Source organism: Bacillus sp. J33 (genome assembly GCF_000518885.1).
Taxonomy (GTDB): domain Bacteria; phylum Bacillota; class Bacilli; order Bacillales; family Cytobacillaceae; genus Cytobacillus.
In genome coordinates this window covers 1-15,698 of sequence record NZ_JAEL01000118.1, presented here as the reverse complement: position 1 = coordinate 15,698, position 15,698 = coordinate 1, and the positions used below count along the sequence as shown (strand labels likewise).

The 15,698-nt window shown below is 38.5% G+C and carries 14 protein-coding genes; 6 read left to right on the top strand and 8 right to left on the bottom strand.

Annotated features, from left to right (window positions below; genetic code table 11):
- A partial coding sequence (locus L634_RS34495) for a hypothetical protein (protein WP_026584799.1) occupies window positions 1-203 on the top strand: 203 nt, incomplete at its 5' end.
- Between the two features lie 550 nt (window positions 204-753).
- Here the strand turns inward: L634_RS34495 and L634_RS0125080 are convergent.
- The 8 genes from L634_RS0125080 to L634_RS0125040 form a co-directional block, all read right to left on the bottom strand.
- Window positions 754-1,188 (bottom strand): vitamin K epoxide reductase family protein, encoded by a 435-nt coding sequence (locus L634_RS0125080; protein ID WP_026584798.1) that lies wholly within the window; start codon window positions 1,186-1,188, stop codon window positions 754-756.
- Complete coding sequence (locus L634_RS0125075) at window positions 1,185-1,703, bottom strand: TlpA family protein disulfide reductase (protein ID WP_026584797.1); 519 nt, start codon at window positions 1,701-1,703, stop codon at window positions 1,185-1,187. The genes L634_RS0125080 and L634_RS0125075 overlap by 4 nt, the downstream gene beginning before the upstream one ends.
- The gene (locus L634_RS31730; protein WP_051428412.1) at window positions 1,700-3,862 is read right to left on the bottom strand and encodes a peptidase domain-containing ABC transporter; all 2,163 of its coding nucleotides are present in this window, start codon (window positions 3,860-3,862) and stop codon (window positions 1,700-1,702) included. Before L634_RS31730 ends, L634_RS0125075 begins: the two co-directional genes overlap by 4 nt.
- Window positions 3,859-7,056 carry a type 2 lanthipeptide synthetase LanM family protein gene (locus L634_RS0125065; protein ID WP_026584796.1) on the bottom strand — a complete coding sequence of 1,066 codons (3,198 nt, stop codon included), beginning with the start codon at window positions 7,054-7,056 and terminating at the stop codon, window positions 3,859-3,861. Before L634_RS0125065 ends, L634_RS31730 begins: the two co-directional genes overlap by 4 nt.
- 122 nt (window positions 7,057-7,178) lie before the next feature.
- Window positions 7,179-7,310 carry a type A2 lanthipeptide gene (locus L634_RS33045; protein WP_198029827.1) on the bottom strand — a complete coding sequence of 44 codons (132 nt, stop codon included), beginning with the start codon at window positions 7,308-7,310 and terminating at the stop codon, window positions 7,179-7,181.
- Window positions 7,311-7,681: 371 nt separating this feature from the next.
- On the bottom strand, window positions 7,682-8,452 hold the full coding sequence (locus L634_RS0125050) for an ABC transporter ATP-binding protein (protein WP_026584795.1): 771 nt from the start codon (window positions 8,450-8,452) through the stop codon (window positions 7,682-7,684).
- 460 nt (window positions 8,453-8,912) lie between these two features.
- On the bottom strand, window positions 8,913-9,896 hold the full coding sequence (locus L634_RS0125045; RefSeq protein WP_026584794.1) for a sensor histidine kinase: 984 nt from the start codon (window positions 9,894-9,896) through the stop codon (window positions 8,913-8,915).
- Window positions 9,893-10,594: a response regulator transcription factor gene (locus L634_RS0125040; protein WP_026584793.1), complete on the bottom strand. Its 702-nt coding sequence runs from the start codon at window positions 10,592-10,594 to the stop codon at window positions 9,893-9,895. The genes L634_RS0125045 and L634_RS0125040 overlap by 4 nt, the downstream gene beginning before the upstream one ends.
- A gap of 280 nt (window positions 10,595-10,874) precedes the next feature.
- On the opposite strand from L634_RS0125040, the gene L634_RS0125035 reads away from it, so the two are divergent.
- The 5 genes from L634_RS0125035 (at window position 10,875) to L634_RS0125015 (ending at window position 15,299) form a co-directional block, all read left to right on the top strand.
- Window positions 10,875-11,798, top strand: coding sequence for an ABC transporter ATP-binding protein (locus tag L634_RS0125035; protein WP_026584792.1), 924 nt, complete (start codon window positions 10,875-10,877; stop codon window positions 11,796-11,798).
- A complete protein-coding gene (locus L634_RS0125030; RefSeq protein ID WP_026584791.1) occupies window positions 11,799-12,530 on the top strand; it encodes an ABC transporter permease in 732 nt (243 codons plus the stop codon).
- 35 nt (window positions 12,531-12,565) lie between these two features.
- On the top strand, window positions 12,566-13,303 hold the full coding sequence (locus L634_RS0125025; RefSeq protein ID WP_026584790.1) for an ABC transporter permease: 738 nt from the start codon (window positions 12,566-12,568) through the stop codon (window positions 13,301-13,303).
- A gap of 274 nt (window positions 13,304-13,577) precedes the next feature.
- Window positions 13,578-14,912: an FtsX-like permease family protein gene (locus L634_RS0125020; RefSeq protein ID WP_026584789.1), complete on the top strand. Its 1,335-nt coding sequence runs from the start codon at window positions 13,578-13,580 to the stop codon at window positions 14,910-14,912.
- A 96-nt stretch (window positions 14,913-15,008) separates the two neighbouring features.
- Window positions 15,009-15,299, top strand: coding sequence for an AbrB/MazE/SpoVT family DNA-binding domain-containing protein (locus L634_RS0125015; RefSeq protein WP_026584788.1), 291 nt, complete (start codon window positions 15,009-15,011; stop codon window positions 15,297-15,299).
- Window positions 15,300-15,698: the final 399 nt, after the last annotated feature.

Sequence of the window (15,698 nt, the reverse complement as noted above, 5' to 3'; positions counted from 1 at the left end):
TCAGTCGTTTCATCGAAATGACGTCTCTGTCGGATAAAGAAAAGAAGAGCGTTAGCTCAGCCAACACTCTATGCGACTGCCCGTCGCACAAAAAGCCGCCTGGTTCGGCAGCTAAGCTTGAACATAAGCAACCCGTTAACTTAATAAGCAATACTGTTATTGTAATGGATTTTTCTTTTCGTTTGGATAATCAATTGAATTAGCTATTTCAACAAATACTCCAGGAGAACCTTATCAGAAACCCTTTTATCAATACCAAGCATGTATTGCCAATTATCTCTTTCAAAGACCAATGCACAAAAACCTCTAAACTCCATATATGCTGCTTCATTTCCGTTCTTTAGTTTAAATACTTTAACAATGTACTTTTCCTTGAATGAGATTTTATGCTTAACAGGTCGAACAGCTATTTTGTAATGATTTCAGGTGATTCATCACTTATAAACTTCAATTCAAAAGAATTATTTATGTTGCCATCTAAATCACTAAACCTTCCAAAATAATGAGTAAAGTTTATAGGTGCGATCCTAAGAGGTAGGGCTGATTTTTCACTTCTGATAGCTTTCTATATAATCAGAATTTGGGTATATTTGTAATTTCATAAATTTGATTACATTCATATTCCCTTCCTTATATAGCTTAACTGACAAAATGCACGGTTAAAAGCATCCTTGAATAAGGGTACTTTTTGAAAGATGCTTTCGGGTGATTAATCACTCCCCTGAAATTTAGGTGATTCAGGAAATACAGTGCTTATTCCAACTTTTCGAGGGGATCGGCCAAAACACCCTGGCAAGGATTTTTGCTAAATACAATGAAAGTAGCAATAATAACTAATATAAAAGAGACAATACACCAAAAACAAACTGCCTGAATAACGAAAACCTCAAGATATGTTAGATAGATAGAAAAGAGTAATCCTACTATCGAAACCATTTTAGGAATAAGGGAGGTGGACCCTATGAAAAAAGTTGAAATAAATAAAATCGTGTAGAAAACTAATCCTAAAATCGGTAATGGAATCCCGGCTAGACTTGCGTACTGACTATTATTCACTTTCACACAATCTCCAATGGGACAGAAAAAATTGCCAGACAAATGTGCTAACAAAAGATTCATACAAACCAATAAACCAATGATTGATATAACTTGCAGCAAAGCTGCCCTTACACTTCTTTTTAGCGTCATAAAGCATCTCCTAAAAGATCCTCGAGCTGTTTTTCATCATAACCGTTTAGTCTTTGAGCAACTTTCCCCTGTTCATCAATTAGATAAAAAACGGGGAACGTCTTGAAATTCATTTCTTTTTTGATGTCTTCGTTCGCAGAAATAATTGGGAAAGTAAAGTTATGATTCTTCTTAACTTTAGCATATTCCGTTTGATCACCTTCTCCAATCATCACAAACGATGTCTCAGAGAAGTCCTCATCTAATTTTTCAAGGGTTTGATAAGATTCTTTACATACATCACAGTCTACACGACCAACCATCACTACAAACTTTTTTCCTTGATACTCATCTAAAGAAGCAGTTCCACCATCGACTTCACTCCCGCTTACCAGTGGCATATCTTCCCCTTCTTCAATACCGCCCATATCAAAAACAACTTCAATTGCTGCTTGAGGATTATTATAAGCCCAAATTCCGGCCCCAAGGATAAGAACAACAAGACTGATTCCAGCAATTAAAAAAATTTTTTTCATGTGACAACCTCCATAGTCTTCTTCTCAAATTGTTTTTGAAGTAATTCTTGATACACAACGCCTGATGAAAGTAACTCAGTGTGTGTGCCAGCTTCAACAATCTTCCCTTCATCTACAACGAGAATCCTATCTGCGTTTTTAATTGTGCTTAACCGATGGGCAATTACAATACGTGTGCATTCTAAACCTTCTAAGTTTTTGTGAATACGTTCTTCAGTGACCGTATCTAGTGCACTGCTTGCTTCATCTAAAAGCAAAATGGATGGACGATGGGCAAGTGCTCTAGCTAAAGCAATACGCTGTCGCTGTCCCCCAGAAAGGTTATTTCCTTCTTCAGAAAGTATAGTTTGATAATTCATTGGCAGTTTCATAACATCATCATGAATTTCTGCCAGCTTCGAAGCTCTAATAACTTCATCTTGAGTAATAGCCGAGTTATGAAATGAAATATTTTGAAAAATGGATGAGTTAAACAAATGTACCTGCTGAGTGACCAAACCAATTTGATGACGAAAACGTGGTTTATCGAGTTTACTGATATCACAACCATCAAATAATACTTGCCCCTCTGTAGGCTGATAAAGTCCCATGAGTAATGATGCTAACGTGCTTTTTCCTGATCCCGTTGTTCCGACAATTGCTACAAATTCACCAGGTGAAATTGCAGCAGAAACCTCCTTTATAACAAAAGGTCCATATCGGTTATAACGAAAACTAACATTATCCAGTTTAATTTCCCCTCTAAGGGACGGTGGTTCTATAACCTTTTCATCATCCTGTTCTGGTTCGGCTTCTAAAATATCTAGTATTCGACGGAAGTAAGTGCCCATCAAGACCATTTGATTTGTAGTAGTAACCAAAGAGGCCAAAGGTGTAAAAAAGCTAATGGCCAGCGTATAAAAAGCAAGCATGGCCCCTAAACTCATTGCGCCATCCATTACCAGCTTTGTTCCTATTAGTAAAATAATCAAAGGCGCTGCAATACGTAACGTTTGCATAGAACTCTCAATATAGGAAGAGAAAAAGCCCCTTTTTTGAGCAGATTTAATTTGTTCCCCAAATAACCCGGACCACTGTTTATAAACGCTAGACTCTACCCCTTCTCCTTTAACGACCAAAATGCCGCGCAAAACTTCTGCCAAATAGCTTGAAGCCTTCGTTTGACGTAAAATCTCCTCTTGGGATAATCGGCCAATATAGCGATTACTAAACACAGTTAATACAATTTGAAGAGCTGCAATTGCGATGACATAGATGGACAAATAGGCTGAACTATACAACATATAAGCCAAGAAACTAAGAACCAATCCTCCATCCAACAACATTGTTACCGTTCTCGTAGACAAAATTTCCCGTATAATCATGTTGCTATTCGCTCTTAAAATTAAGTCTCCACTGGTTCGCATTTGAAAGAAATGGTACGGGAGTTTCAGTAATCGAGTGAAAAATTCTGTCATTAAATTCCAATCCAACCGATTTTGAAGATGAACCAAGGTCCTTGTTCGTAGTAATGAAAAAACAAACTGGATAATCACAATTAAAACGATCGGAATAAAAAGAAAGTCTATATAGGTCATATTTTCCTTAACAATAACGTTATCAACTATAAACTGAACAAACATGGGCGTAGCCACAGCCATGAGCTGAACAAACAATGAAAAAGTGATTATGGCTATGACAAGGCGAGGCTCCTGTAATAAAAAACGAAGGTATTCCCTCCACACCTTCTTTACCTTTCGAATTTTGAGCTCGGGTGCAGGTTTTAATGATAAACAAACTAAGGAATTAATTTCATTCAATTCTTCAAAAAGAATAACCCTGCGGCCAATAGCAGGATCTAAAATATATACTTTATTTCTTCGTACCTTTTCAATCACAACAAAATGATTACCCTGCCAATGTGCAATGGCAGGAAATTGAATCTCATTTAAGCTTTGAAGCGGAACCTTTTGAGCTATGGCTCTGAGATTAAGTGATTCAGCAATTTTCTTGAGAATAAGGAGATTAATTCCTTCCCGTCCGCCCCCCCAGTTATTGCGCAATTCCCAAAGGGTGTACTCACTCTTGTAATAAGAAAGAATCATTGCCAAACAGCATAGCCCACATTCTGATTGTTCCATTTGTTCAACAAATGGAACACGAATACGAGTAGTGGTCATTCCATTGGTCCACCTAACACAACAATAGGAGGTACCAATTGCGGATCAGCAAGTCGTAACAATCCAAATCCAACACCAGCTAGTCCAAGCATTAAACCTGGTGTCTCTTCATTTTGGGGTATCCCGCAAAACCATCCTTCACTCTGAGATTCTTCAATAATTGAAGATGCAATTTGGAGCGCTTTAGCTTTTAAGGATGAATCATCTAGGATATCTGAAGCTAGAAGCAGGACTTCTAAGTTTCCGAAATCACCATGACACTGACAGTGACTCCCCCCAAACCCTTCTCTGATTGTTGTATTGATAGCAATCTCAATTTCCTCCATCATAGAACTATCCTTCCAATGCTTTAATGTCATTAGCCGCCCGAGAGCAATTCCTGCTGCCCCGTGGCACCATTGAACCGGCGTTGTAATGCCAAGACGTTTGCGTTCATCGCGATAACGCAAATCAGCCCAGTTTCCTTCTTTTTCAATAAAACGACTTCGTTCGTACATGATAGCCTGCTTACTGTATTCAAGGTACCGTTCATCATCTGTAAAAGAAAAAAGTTCTGCTAATGCCCATCCAATTCCAGCTGCACCATGGGATAATCCTACTAAAGCAGTTTCCCCATCCATGGAAGAAACCCATCCATAGCCTTGTGCTCTTTTGCTGGCATGATGAATCAGATGATCACCACATTCTACAGCAATGGATCGAGCTTTCTCTAATCCTGTTAGTTTATAAAGTCTCAAGGCAACTAAAAGTGTGCCAGAAACGCCTCCAATTAAATCAAACATCTCATCCTTATGGATCCATTTCTCACATTTAAGCAGATAATTAATAGCTTCATCTAGATATGATTGGTCTTTCCACAGGACACCCAAATGGCTTAAGACATAAGCTACAGAAGCATAACCATGGAATGCGGAAAGAGAGCCTAGTCCATCATACCGGTCTAAGAAATCATAAGCTGATTTCACAGCTGCACGAGCTACATGCTGGTATCGTTCTTCTCCAGAAACCTCAGACAGATAAGCATAGAAGAGTGCCACACCTAAAACTCCGTCATACATCGTTGCATCCAGAGGTGTAAATAACCAGCGATTATTAAGCGAAGCACCTACTCCAATCCAACTAACATCTTCTTTGCCGTCACCCCAGAAAGCCGTCTTCATTAACTTGTCACCAATCGTTTTTGCTTGCTGCAAAAAATCTTCCTTTGTTGCAAGGGAGTCTGGAACTTGATGTGCCACATCACTGCGGTATTCTTTGAAATCCCAACGCTTTAGCATGGTAGCCATGGATGTTCGAATATACCTAATTTGTTTTTGACAGTCTTCTGTGCTGAAGGCTTTAATGCGAGCTAACGTATGCTCGAGTGCTGAACGATCGTAAAACCGTACTGTTTCTTTCCCACGGCTATCCCAGACAGATGTAGAACTTACTTTAGAAGAAAAGTATGGAATATCGGCAGATAATAAGTCTTTCGTTTCAGATGGGATGGTATTCCCAAGCTTTTCATTAAGGTCAATAATCCGCCAAAGGTAATCGAAAAGTTGTACGCGGTCTAAGCCATTTTTCAAGTTATCAGGATGAAGGGAGGCCTCCAGCATAGTGGAATATGATTGAGTATTACGAAGGATTGAGCGTACATGATCCTCCTGGAAGGCCATAATGGGACCGGTCTCAGCTACCAATTCTTCTTTATATTTCTCAAGTAATAGATAGACATTTTCAAAGCCTTCTACTATTTCCTCGAGATAATTTTCCGGGAGAATTTCTTCACCTGGCAATGAAGGACGATTATTTGCACCTTTGTGATACCCAACAACTTTAGACATCCTCATTTCATCTGTCTTTTTATTCGCAAACTTGTAAATCGGTCTTGGAAGTTTCTGGCCTGCATGTCCTCCAATCCCACTTACTTCAATGGATCGGAAAGAACCTGATTTGAATAGCGAAGCTGGTAAAATACCTGTTCTAAGAACTGACTGCGTCAGCTCTTCCGATGTTTTTTGTAAGGCAGTTAAATCCCTTGCATCAATAGGATTAAAATTTTGAAAGAGAGATTCAAGATCTATAAATTGAGGATGCTCCCCTGAAGCCACCATATTTTCCATATGAATATCAGTAGCATGAAGCATATGAAAGATAGCTATATAACCACCTAAACGTTTGTAAAAATGTCCAATCTGACTTCTATTTTTACATTCTTCATGGCATGCATATTCTTGCCAGCCATAAGCGCCACAATCAATAACTTTAACAGGATGAAGTGTTGGCGTATTCCCTTTTTCATTCAGCCATTTCAATAATTGATTAAAATGAACATCTATGGACATCGAACGAGGCTTATATACCAGACGTTCACCTGAAGCAAACATCATAATCAGGACACTTCGACCATCTCTATGCAAATCCCCACTACCAGTTTGAATATGATGTAACTTTGAAAAATCCCCATTAAACTCGTCCATAATTTTAGGAAGATCTTTAAGTAAGCGTTCAATAGATTCACATAAAGCTACCTTCCATCGGCATGAGGTCTCTACCATTAGTCTCGCAAGAACAGGGTATTTGTTTAATAAGGTATAAATATCCTTTTCATCTGAAGTATACCGTTTAATAAAATCAACAAATCGATCTTCCGGTGTTTCTCCAATCAAACATCCCTTAATACGCTTAAGATTTAATTCGTAAATAAGAACACGCATGGAAAGGGTTAACAAACTTTCACCAGCAGCCTTTAACAAACTGTTTTGTATAACAGCTTCTGCGAAAGGCACGTCCTCAAATTGCTTTTTCCACGCTTTGTATGTAATTGAAATTTCAAGGCTAATAAACTTTAAAAAGGGCTGAACAAACGGTAAAAATTCCTTGTTATGTACGTCTTCATTTTCAAATTCAATATCTTTTTGCAAAAGATGAGGTCCATTAAAGATTTCAGTCATGGTTTGTATCCAGTCAACTTTCTCCTTCGCAATTGGATTATCCTTCCCAGCTAAGATAGATTCAAAATCGCCAGGTGTTAAGCCATCTTCGGCTAGACGACGCTTTCTTTGATCATGAGGTAATCCCGTTTTCTTAAACCAGTCGTCCGCCTGAGCTTCCTCAACTTCCACTATTTTTCCCAATAAGCGTTCGTGTAAGTAAAGTCCACGGTTCCAAGCCTGGAAAGCGTTATCTGTCGAAGCTAATTGATGCGACATAATATTTCCCCCTGAACAAAACAGTTTTGTATGACACGCAATTGACTATGAAAAATCTTCTATCAAACAATTAAGACAAGGGGAATATTCCCCCTTGCCTTAATCAATTTAACTTATAGTTATTAGCAGCAAACGAAAACGCTATTAGGGCAGTCATCAGTGATTGTACAAGTCCATCCGCAGCCAGCTGCACCTGAAGCCTCTTGTAATTCCTCATCAGATAAAGTTACAACTACATTTTTCAAATCTTCCATTTTAAAATTCCTCCTCATAATTTGTTTTAGCAACCATGGCGCCTAACAATTGGAATTATATACATATCTTTTTGGAAAGAATAGTAATTTTATGTAAAATAATAACAATTACACTAAAAAAGGATAAAAATGTATTTAGGGAAGGTCGTTGTACCTGATTACTTCCTCACAAATACCTTTATTTGGATAAAGAGGTGTCTTTAAACTGAAATAAATTACATTTATCCCCTTTATATTGACTTTTTATTACTTAATGAAAAACTTGGAATGGAAAACAAGCAAAAATAAATAGATTGTAAACATAAAAGCCGAAAGTTTTTTTGAACTTTCGGCTTTTTAAGGTGTTAAGATATGTAAAATAAACAAAGTAATTATCCATTACGTATTGTCAGACTATGGATATCCCCACCTAAATGGCCTAGAACATCAACGATTTTTTGAAAAAAGACTGGACGGTTATCTCCTCGATAAATCTCATTATAAAGCTTGCCGTCTTTGATAAAAATCACTCGTTTGCAATAGCTTGCTACTACTGGATCATGCGTTACCATGAGAGTGGTTGCCTTTTCACTGCGATTAATCTCAGTAAGAGTTTCCATGACGGCTTTAGATGATTTTGAATCAAGATTTCCGGTTGGTTCATCGGCTAGAATTAAAGAGGGTTTATGAATAATAGCTCGAGCGATTGCTGTTCGCTGCATTTGTCCGCCTGAAATCTCATAGATTCGCTTGTTTAGGAGAGATTCGATACCAAATTGTCGAGAAATGCGTGCAACTTCTTTGTCCATTTCATGAGTTTTCACCCCATTTAAAGCCAACGGTAAGACTATATTTTCTTCCACTGTCAGCGTATCAAGAAGGTTAAATTGCTGGAATACAAAACCAAGTTCATTCCTTCGAAAAAGCGCTTTCTCTTTACGATTCATAGCATGGGGATTTTTACCATTTATTAGAATTATACCATGAGATGGTGTATCAATCGTCGCTAGTAAATTAAGCAAAGTCGTCTTTCCACTGCCAGAGGGGCCCATAATTCCAACAAATTCCCCTTTATCGATTGAAAAGCTAATTCGATCTAGAGCGCAATGAGAAACCTTCCCCTTGTAAATTTTACCCAATCCTTCAACCTCTAATATTTTCATCTAACTCCCTCCTAAGTAAGGATAGTATAGCGCTAGTACAAGGAAGGATAAATTGATTAACCTTACAATTCGCTTACAAACTTGTAATTCACTACCATTTAAGGAGAGCGCAAGCGCCTTGCCCACGAATGAACGCAGACTAAGAACGCCACGTCCTGTGGCAACGTCTGCATGACCCGCATCCTCCCAAAAGCTGCCGCTTTTGATCGTGTGATGAATATGCTGACGAAGCTTTCCTTGTCCTGCGGGCCTCAGGCATAAGATGGTTCCAGTAAGAAGGTGTTCTTCCTTCTGAAAGGAAACCGCTTATGACCTCGAGGAGTCCCTAGGAGCCGCAACAGGACAAGCTTGTGACCTCGAGGGGGTAGGCGCTCCTCCTAAAAGCTAACGCTTTTAGTCGTGCGATGATTAAGCTGCCGTAGCGTTCCTTGTGGAGCTAGACAGTTATCGAAGTTCAAAGTTATCCTTTCCTTTTAAAATAGATTCGAACGATTGTGCCTTGATTGAGTTCAGATTCTATTTCGATACGGTGTCCTAATTCATCAAGAATTTGTTTAACAAGAAAAAGCCCCATTCCTGTAGACTCTTGAAACGAGCGTCCGTTCTCACCAGTAAAGTAAGGCTCAAAAACACGAGGTAAGTCACTTTTTGGAATCCCAATTCCATAATCACGTACAGTAAGAAGAACTTCGTCTTTCAATTGTTTTGCCTCAAAATGAATTTTCTGCCCGTCATCTACCGTGTATTTAATAGCATTAGTGATGAGTTGCGTAAAAACAAAAGAAATCCATTTTTCATCTGAGTGGATGTGAAGTTTTGAATCGATCGAAATTTCTGGATAGATATGATTCCGTATGAATAATCGTTTCAGTGCAGAGGTTGTTTTTCGAACCAAAGAATAGAGGCTAAGAGATTCCACATAAAAGTCTCGCTCAAAGGAATCAAGCCGAGACGTACATAATACGATGTCCAATCCATTTTTCAGGCGTTCAATCTCATCGTTAAGAGATGAAGAAAATTCATCATCTCTTTCTTGTGCCATAAGGTGCATAACGGAAAGAGGCGTTTTCATTTGATGGATCCATTGATTTAGGAACTGTATATGCCGATCAAATTTGATCTTGTAACTATCCAATTCCTGTAGATAGTATTGACGCAGTTCATCTTGAAACCTGTCTAAATATTGAGTAAGAGGAGAAGATTGACGTTCCATACTCAAATCATCCAATGATTTTAAAGGTGTTGAGAGCCTTTTGTAAAATGTTTGGTTTCGTAAGTATCGAACCACTAGGTAACAAACAAAGAGAATAAGACTTAAAATGGATGCATACAAAGCTGTAGGTGCATGGCGATATCCATCAAGCCAAAAAATCATCATTATAAGCAATAATTGTCCGACATACAAACAGCAAAAAGAAACGTGATCCCGGAAAAATAACTTCATTCTCCCTTCTCCCAGTTGGGAATGAGACGATATCCTTTGCCTCTCACGGTCAAAATGGCGTTATGAATGTGGAGGTTTTGAAGCTTCTTTCGCACACGATTTATATTAACGTTTAGTGTATTATCGTCCACAAATGCTTCCTCATCCCAAATTTTCTCAAGTAATCGGTCACGACTAATAACAGATTCAGGCTTGCTTAAAAATTCACTCAGCACTCTTGTTTCCGTATGACTTAACTCGACTTTATTGGAGCCGAAACTTAAAACCATTCGATCCACATCAAGAGAAAGTCCCTCAAGGGTTATCGTTCTGCTAGATTGATTCGTTGCGTAATCACCATAGGACCGCCGTAACTGACTTCTTATTTTTGCAAGAACGATCTCATATTCAAAAGGCTTTGTAATAAAATCGTCCCCACCGTTTTCCATGGCCATGACCTGTTCCATCTTTTCGTCACGAGCAGAAATAAATAAAATAGGACAAGTGGAAAACTGACGAATTTGTCTGCACCAGTAATACCCATCGTATTTTGGTAAATTAATATCCAATAAAACAATATGTGGAGAAAAGGCTTTAAACTCTTCAACCACACACTCAAATTTTTGAACGGTGCATGTTTCAAAATCATATCTCTGAATATAGTTTTCAAGGAGAGATACGAGCTTCTCATCGTCTTCTACAATTAAGATACGAAACATAGATTTTCACTCCTTCAACGAAATTTTCCATATGTAGAGCGTTAAGTGTCTCTTACATCTAACAGCTTATTTTAGCATATCCTTCCATAATTTAAATACGTAGTTAAAAGCTTAGACAAATTCCCCAACTTTATCTTACAACATCGTAAGGTAATGAAAGGTTAATCAATGGTAGTCAAATAGCCTTCCCATTATATTAAAGTTATAGATAATTTGCTCAAAGACGCCATGTGTAAAAGCCTTAACGGGTTCTTTGGCAATAATAAAGGCAGGGATAATAATGAATAAGGATGCAGGAGAAGTATTAGTATCTACAAAGAACTTAACAAAAAAATTTGGAGATCAGTTTTCAGTTGACCATGTAAATTTAGAAATTAAACGCGGTCAAATTTTTGGATTTCTTGGGCCAAACGGAGCAGGTAAAACCACTTCCATCCGAATGCTCCTCGGACTAATGAAACCAACAAAAGGTGAAGTAAAGCTATTTGGCAAAACATTTAATGAAAACCGTATTGATAATCTTCGAAAAGTAGGTGCTCTTGTCGAAGCTCCTTCCTACTATCGAAATTTAACCGGGTTCGAGAATTTAAAACTCTCAAGTAAAATATTAGGAGTTTCGAATGCGCGAATCGAAGAGGTGCTGGAAATTGTCCGGTTATCTGAAGTTTCCAATAAACCAGTGAAACAGTATTCTCTAGGAATGAAGCAAAGACTAGGAATAGCCCTCGCTCTACTAGGTTCTCCTGAGCTATTAATATTAGATGAACCTACAAACGGTCTTGACCCAAGTGGCATTCACGAAATTCGCCAGTTAATTAAACGGATGCCCAAAGACTTTGGTATAACCGTGTTAATTTCCAGTCACAACCTTGCTGAAATCGAAATGATCGCTTCTCACGTAGGTATCATTCAATCAGGCAAACTAAAGTTTCATGGCACGCTGGAAGAGTTGAAGGGAGATCAAAAACCCCGCATTGAAATCAAAGTCAATAATTTAATGGACGCAAAAGAGCTGCTGCTACAGCAAAAGGTTCAAGCCAGGATTGAAGAGGATATGCTGCTGGTAGAACAGCCAAGTGAATCGGTATCAGCCATCAACAGAAAGCTTGTCAGCAATGGATTTGAAGTCTCTCATTTGGTAGAGACTGTACAAACCCTTGAGGAAATCTTCTTGGATTTAACAGGAAAAGAGGGGGCCATCTAGATGTTTCATAAGGTTCTTTCAGCTGAATGGGGAAAGCTTCGCAACAATTGGATTGTTTTTCCGGTCGTTTTAGCTCCAATCCTTATTTTGCTGTTACAGTATGCCAATTTTCGAATTCGCTATACGAGTGTAGTTAAAGAAGGAGATGTACCTTGGACCATTTTTATTGAACAGCATGCGATAATCTGGGCAGTTCTCATACTCCCAATCCTAGCAGCCGTTCTATCTAGCATGCTTATAATGAATGAAAATACAGATAACAACTGGAAGTACCTCCTCGCCCTTCCAATCAAACGAGGAGATGTGTACTTTGCAAAAATCATTTTGGTCATCTTTTTCTTACTTGTAAGCTCTATTTTGCTTGGCATTGGCATGCTGGGCAGTGCAACTATACTCCAATTACCTGGCGAAATACCGTATAGTCAGCTTATTCAAACGCTCAGTGCTGCGATGATTGGCGCTTTTGCTGTGCTATCCATTCAATTTTGGCTCAGTATCAAATTCCATAATCCTGGCATTCCTTTAGCCGTCGCCATCTGTGGTACGGTAGCTGCCATATTTCTATTGCAATCAGCCCTAACACGATGGCTGCCTTGGGTTTATCCTTATTTGGTGCTTCCGATCCGGTTGAATGAAGAAATTAATATTACATGGTATATGGGACAGTCCATGGTGGTGGGTCTTTTATGTTTAATTATAGGGTATCGGGAATTTTCCCAACGAGATATGTAATAAATATATGAAACAGAAATGAAGGTGAATGCAGCATGACGTTTGGAAATGTATTAATGATGGAGTTAATGAAGTTAAAGCGCTCCTATGTTTGGCTATTGATGTGTGCAGCGCCTCTATTAATGGTGACATTTGGGGCCTACAATTTTGTCCGTTATCAGGATGTATTTCTTCAAGGAAATGCGGTTCCCTGGGAAAAACTATTAGGGCAAATCGTAACATTTTACGGACTCCTGCTTCTACCGTTATCGATTGCGGTTATGGCCGTTTGGCTTGCTAGAATTGAACACTCAGAAAACAATTGGAAATATCTATTTACTTTGCCTATGCATTTAAAATCCATTTATATCGCTAAAACAATTATACATATAGGATTCGTCGGTCTTTCTATGTTCATTCTTTATGTCGGAACGATTGGAGCTGCGATCATTGTGGGTGTAGGGAACATCCCCTACGGTACGATGGCCGTTAATACACTCATTTGCTGGGTAACTTGCCTGCCTATCTTGGCCCTGCAGATGATTCTAAGCATAAGGTTCCCTAATATTGGAGTACCCGTTGGCATCAGTTTAGCAGCATCGATTACAAGTGTTGTTATTACAAACAGCGCCTATGGAAAATATTATTTCTGGTCTCTCCCCTCACTGACTTTAATCCCAAATTCAGGGGGGATGAGAAATCTTACCATCTCTTACTCTCTCACCCTCTCATTGGTGGCCTTCGTGTTCATGATGGTAATCGGCTATGGGCTCTTTCGGAAACATGAAGCATAGAGTGAAACTTCCATCCCCCACTGATGGTTAGTTGAGGCCCGCAGGACAAGGAAAGCTTCGTCAGCATATTCATCGCACGACCAAAAGCGGCAGCTTTTGGGAGGATGCGGGTCACTCAGACGCTTCCACAGGACGTGGAGTCTTTAGGAGTTCTGATCATCGGGCTTTTAAGGGCAGTTGACATTTTTGTCCACTCAAAGTCTTGAAGTGGGATTGCCCGTTAATGCGGGATAACTATTGCACCAAACATTAACTTACCAGGAAGGAGGATATCATGACATTCCGAAAACTAGCTTTCATTAACGTCGTGAGAAACAGACAAATTTATTTAGCCTATTTTTTAAGCAGTGTATTCTCGGTTTCTGTTTTCTTTATCTACGCTCTTTTTGCTTTCCATCCAGCTTTCACCACAGAGAAAATTGGCGGATATGTCTCTGTTGGTATGCATTTCGCAGAAGCGATTATTTATGTTTTTTCTCTTCTTTTTGTACTTTATTCTATGAGTTCATTTTTGAAATCACGAAAAAAAGAATTTGGAATTTTAGCGATCAATGGAATGTCGGATAAACAATTGCGAAACCTGATTTTTTTAGAAAATATGCTTATGGGATTTGCAGCCACAATTTCCGGTATAGCTATTGGGTTACTGTTTGCGAAACTTCTGCTTTTAATTAGCGAATATGTGTTAGGAATGTCCAATGAGCTTCCGTTTTATTGGCCCTGGCAAGCTCTTCTCCTAACTTCCGTTTCTTTTAGTGTGCTGTTTCTAATTATTTCAATCTTTACGACTTCCTTTGTCCGATGCAGTCAATTAATTGATCTCTTCACAGGAAGCGCAAAACCGAAACGTGCACCTAAAGCGTCTCCTGCCCTTTCCATTTTTTCTGTTTTCCTTCTGGGCGGAGGCTATGCTGCTGCGTTACTCGTACAGGAGGCTCTCGTTTTCTTTGCTATGATTCCAGTAACCATCATTGTCATTCTTGGAACCTATTTCTTTTACACCCAGCTTAGTGTCTATTTCCTTCACAGCATTAGAAAACAAAAGAAAATATATCGACATAAAGTAAATATCATCGTTCTTTCAAACTTAATTTATCGTCTGCGCGATAACGCCCAAATGTTATTTATGGTAACTGTTGTTCTTACCATAACCTTCTCATCGATTGGAACCATAGTTGGTATTCGAACCATGCTCCTTGAATCGGCGAAAATTGCTCAGCAAGGTATTGATATTGTCTTGTTTATTGGCTTTTTTATAGGAGCAGTCTTTTTCATATCTTCCGCAAGTCTTCTTTATTTCCGGCTTTATACCGATATGGAGGGAGACAAACGCGAATATGAAATGATCGCAAAGTTGGGGCTTACGGAAAAAGAGTTATCAACCATCATTACGATTAAATTAGGGGTCCTATTTTTTATCCCGTTATTCGTTGCCAGTCTCCATGGCTTCGTAGCCCTTATTGCCATGCAAAACATGTTTAGCTATTCACTTATAAAAGAATCCTTGTTTGTCCTATGCGTCTTTTTCGCCATCCAAGTAACCTATTTCATCATTATGAGATCTCAATATCTAACAAAAATTAAAAATGTTTTAAACGTAAATATATAGAATAAACAACTAATGCAAGAGCTTAATTTAACGATACAAGTGATAAATAATTTGAAAACAAACCAATAAATTATATTAACAAAAGGAGATAATATTATGAAGGCAACTGGCATTGTGCGAAAAGTTGATGAATTGGGACGGATTGTTCTACCAATAGAACTCAGAAAATCCTTTGGAATCAATATAAAGGATCTAATGGAAGTTTTCATAGATGACGATCAAATTATTATTAAAAAATACGTACCAAATGAAGAAGTTTGTCAGGTAACAGGTGAAATATCTCCGAACAATTTAGTCCTGGCAAATGGCAAAGTAATATTAAGTCCAAAAGCTGCAAAAACAGTTATAGAAGACATACAAAAACACATACACAGAGATTTTAGTTAGTTCTAAAATACCTTTATCGTATGTAAAGCGATAGCAACAAAAAGATAGCATTTCATATCACTAAAAAGCCAAAACACGTTACACAGCTATTAAACCATCTAGTGGCAAAGATCGGATAGGAACTGAATGACATCCGATAATAATGGCTCCATTCCTCCCGGACAACGGATAATGGAGCCACTTTTTGAACTCAAAATCTAACATTATTCATAAAATCCCTTTCCTCCAGGGGTAAGGAAACGATTCGAGAAATGAGGGTCCACATGTGTAAAAACTTCCCGTTTTCATCACCTACTAGAAAAACTGGCGACCTTTTTCTCTCTGCTGAACCAATTTCCGGCCTCATGGAAGCTTTATGGCGACCTTTTTCTCTCTGCTGGACCAAATTCCGGCTTCATG

Bases quoted from the DNA above. Each gene is read 5' to 3' on its own strand.
- L634_RS0125020 (WP_026584789.1), top strand. From the start codon at position 13,578: ATGACATTCCGAAAACTAGCTTTCATTAACGTCGTGAGAAACAGACAA.
- L634_RS31730 (WP_051428412.1), bottom strand. From the start codon at position 3,862: ATGACCACTACTCGTATTCGTGTTCCATTTGTTGAACAAATGGAACAA.
- L634_RS0125025 (WP_026584790.1), top strand. From the start codon at position 12,566: ATGACGTTTGGAAATGTATTAATGATGGAGTTAATGAAGTTAAAGCGC.
- L634_RS0125045 (WP_026584794.1), bottom strand. From the start codon at position 9,896: ATGAAGTTATTTTTCCGGGATCACGTTTCTTTTTGCTGTTTGTATGTC.
- L634_RS33045 (WP_198029827.1), bottom strand. From the start codon at position 7,310: ATGGAAGATTTGAAAAATGTAGTTGTAACTTTATCTGATGAGGAATTA.
- L634_RS0125015 (WP_026584788.1), top strand. From the start codon at position 15,009: ATGAAGGCAACTGGCATTGTGCGAAAAGTTGATGAATTGGGACGGATT.
- L634_RS0125035 (WP_026584792.1), top strand. From the start codon at position 10,875: ATGAATAAGGATGCAGGAGAAGTATTAGTATCTACAAAGAACTTAACA.
- L634_RS0125030 (WP_026584791.1), top strand. From the start codon at position 11,799: ATGTTTCATAAGGTTCTTTCAGCTGAATGGGGAAAGCTTCGCAACAAT.
- L634_RS0125080 (WP_026584798.1), bottom strand. From the start codon at position 1,188: ATGACGCTAAAAAGAAGTGTAAGGGCAGCTTTGCTGCAAGTTATATCA.
- L634_RS0125040 (WP_026584793.1), bottom strand. From the start codon at position 10,594: ATGTTTCGTATCTTAATTGTAGAAGACGATGAGAAGCTCGTATCTCTC.
- L634_RS0125065 (WP_026584796.1), bottom strand. From the start codon at position 7,056: ATGTCGCATCAATTAGCTTCGACAGATAACGCTTTCCAGGCTTGGAAC.
- L634_RS0125050 (WP_026584795.1), bottom strand. From the start codon at position 8,452: ATGAAAATATTAGAGGTTGAAGGATTGGGTAAAATTTACAAGGGGAAG.
- L634_RS0125075 (WP_026584797.1), bottom strand. From the start codon at position 1,703: ATGAAAAAAATTTTTTTAATTGCTGGAATCAGTCTTGTTGTTCTTATC.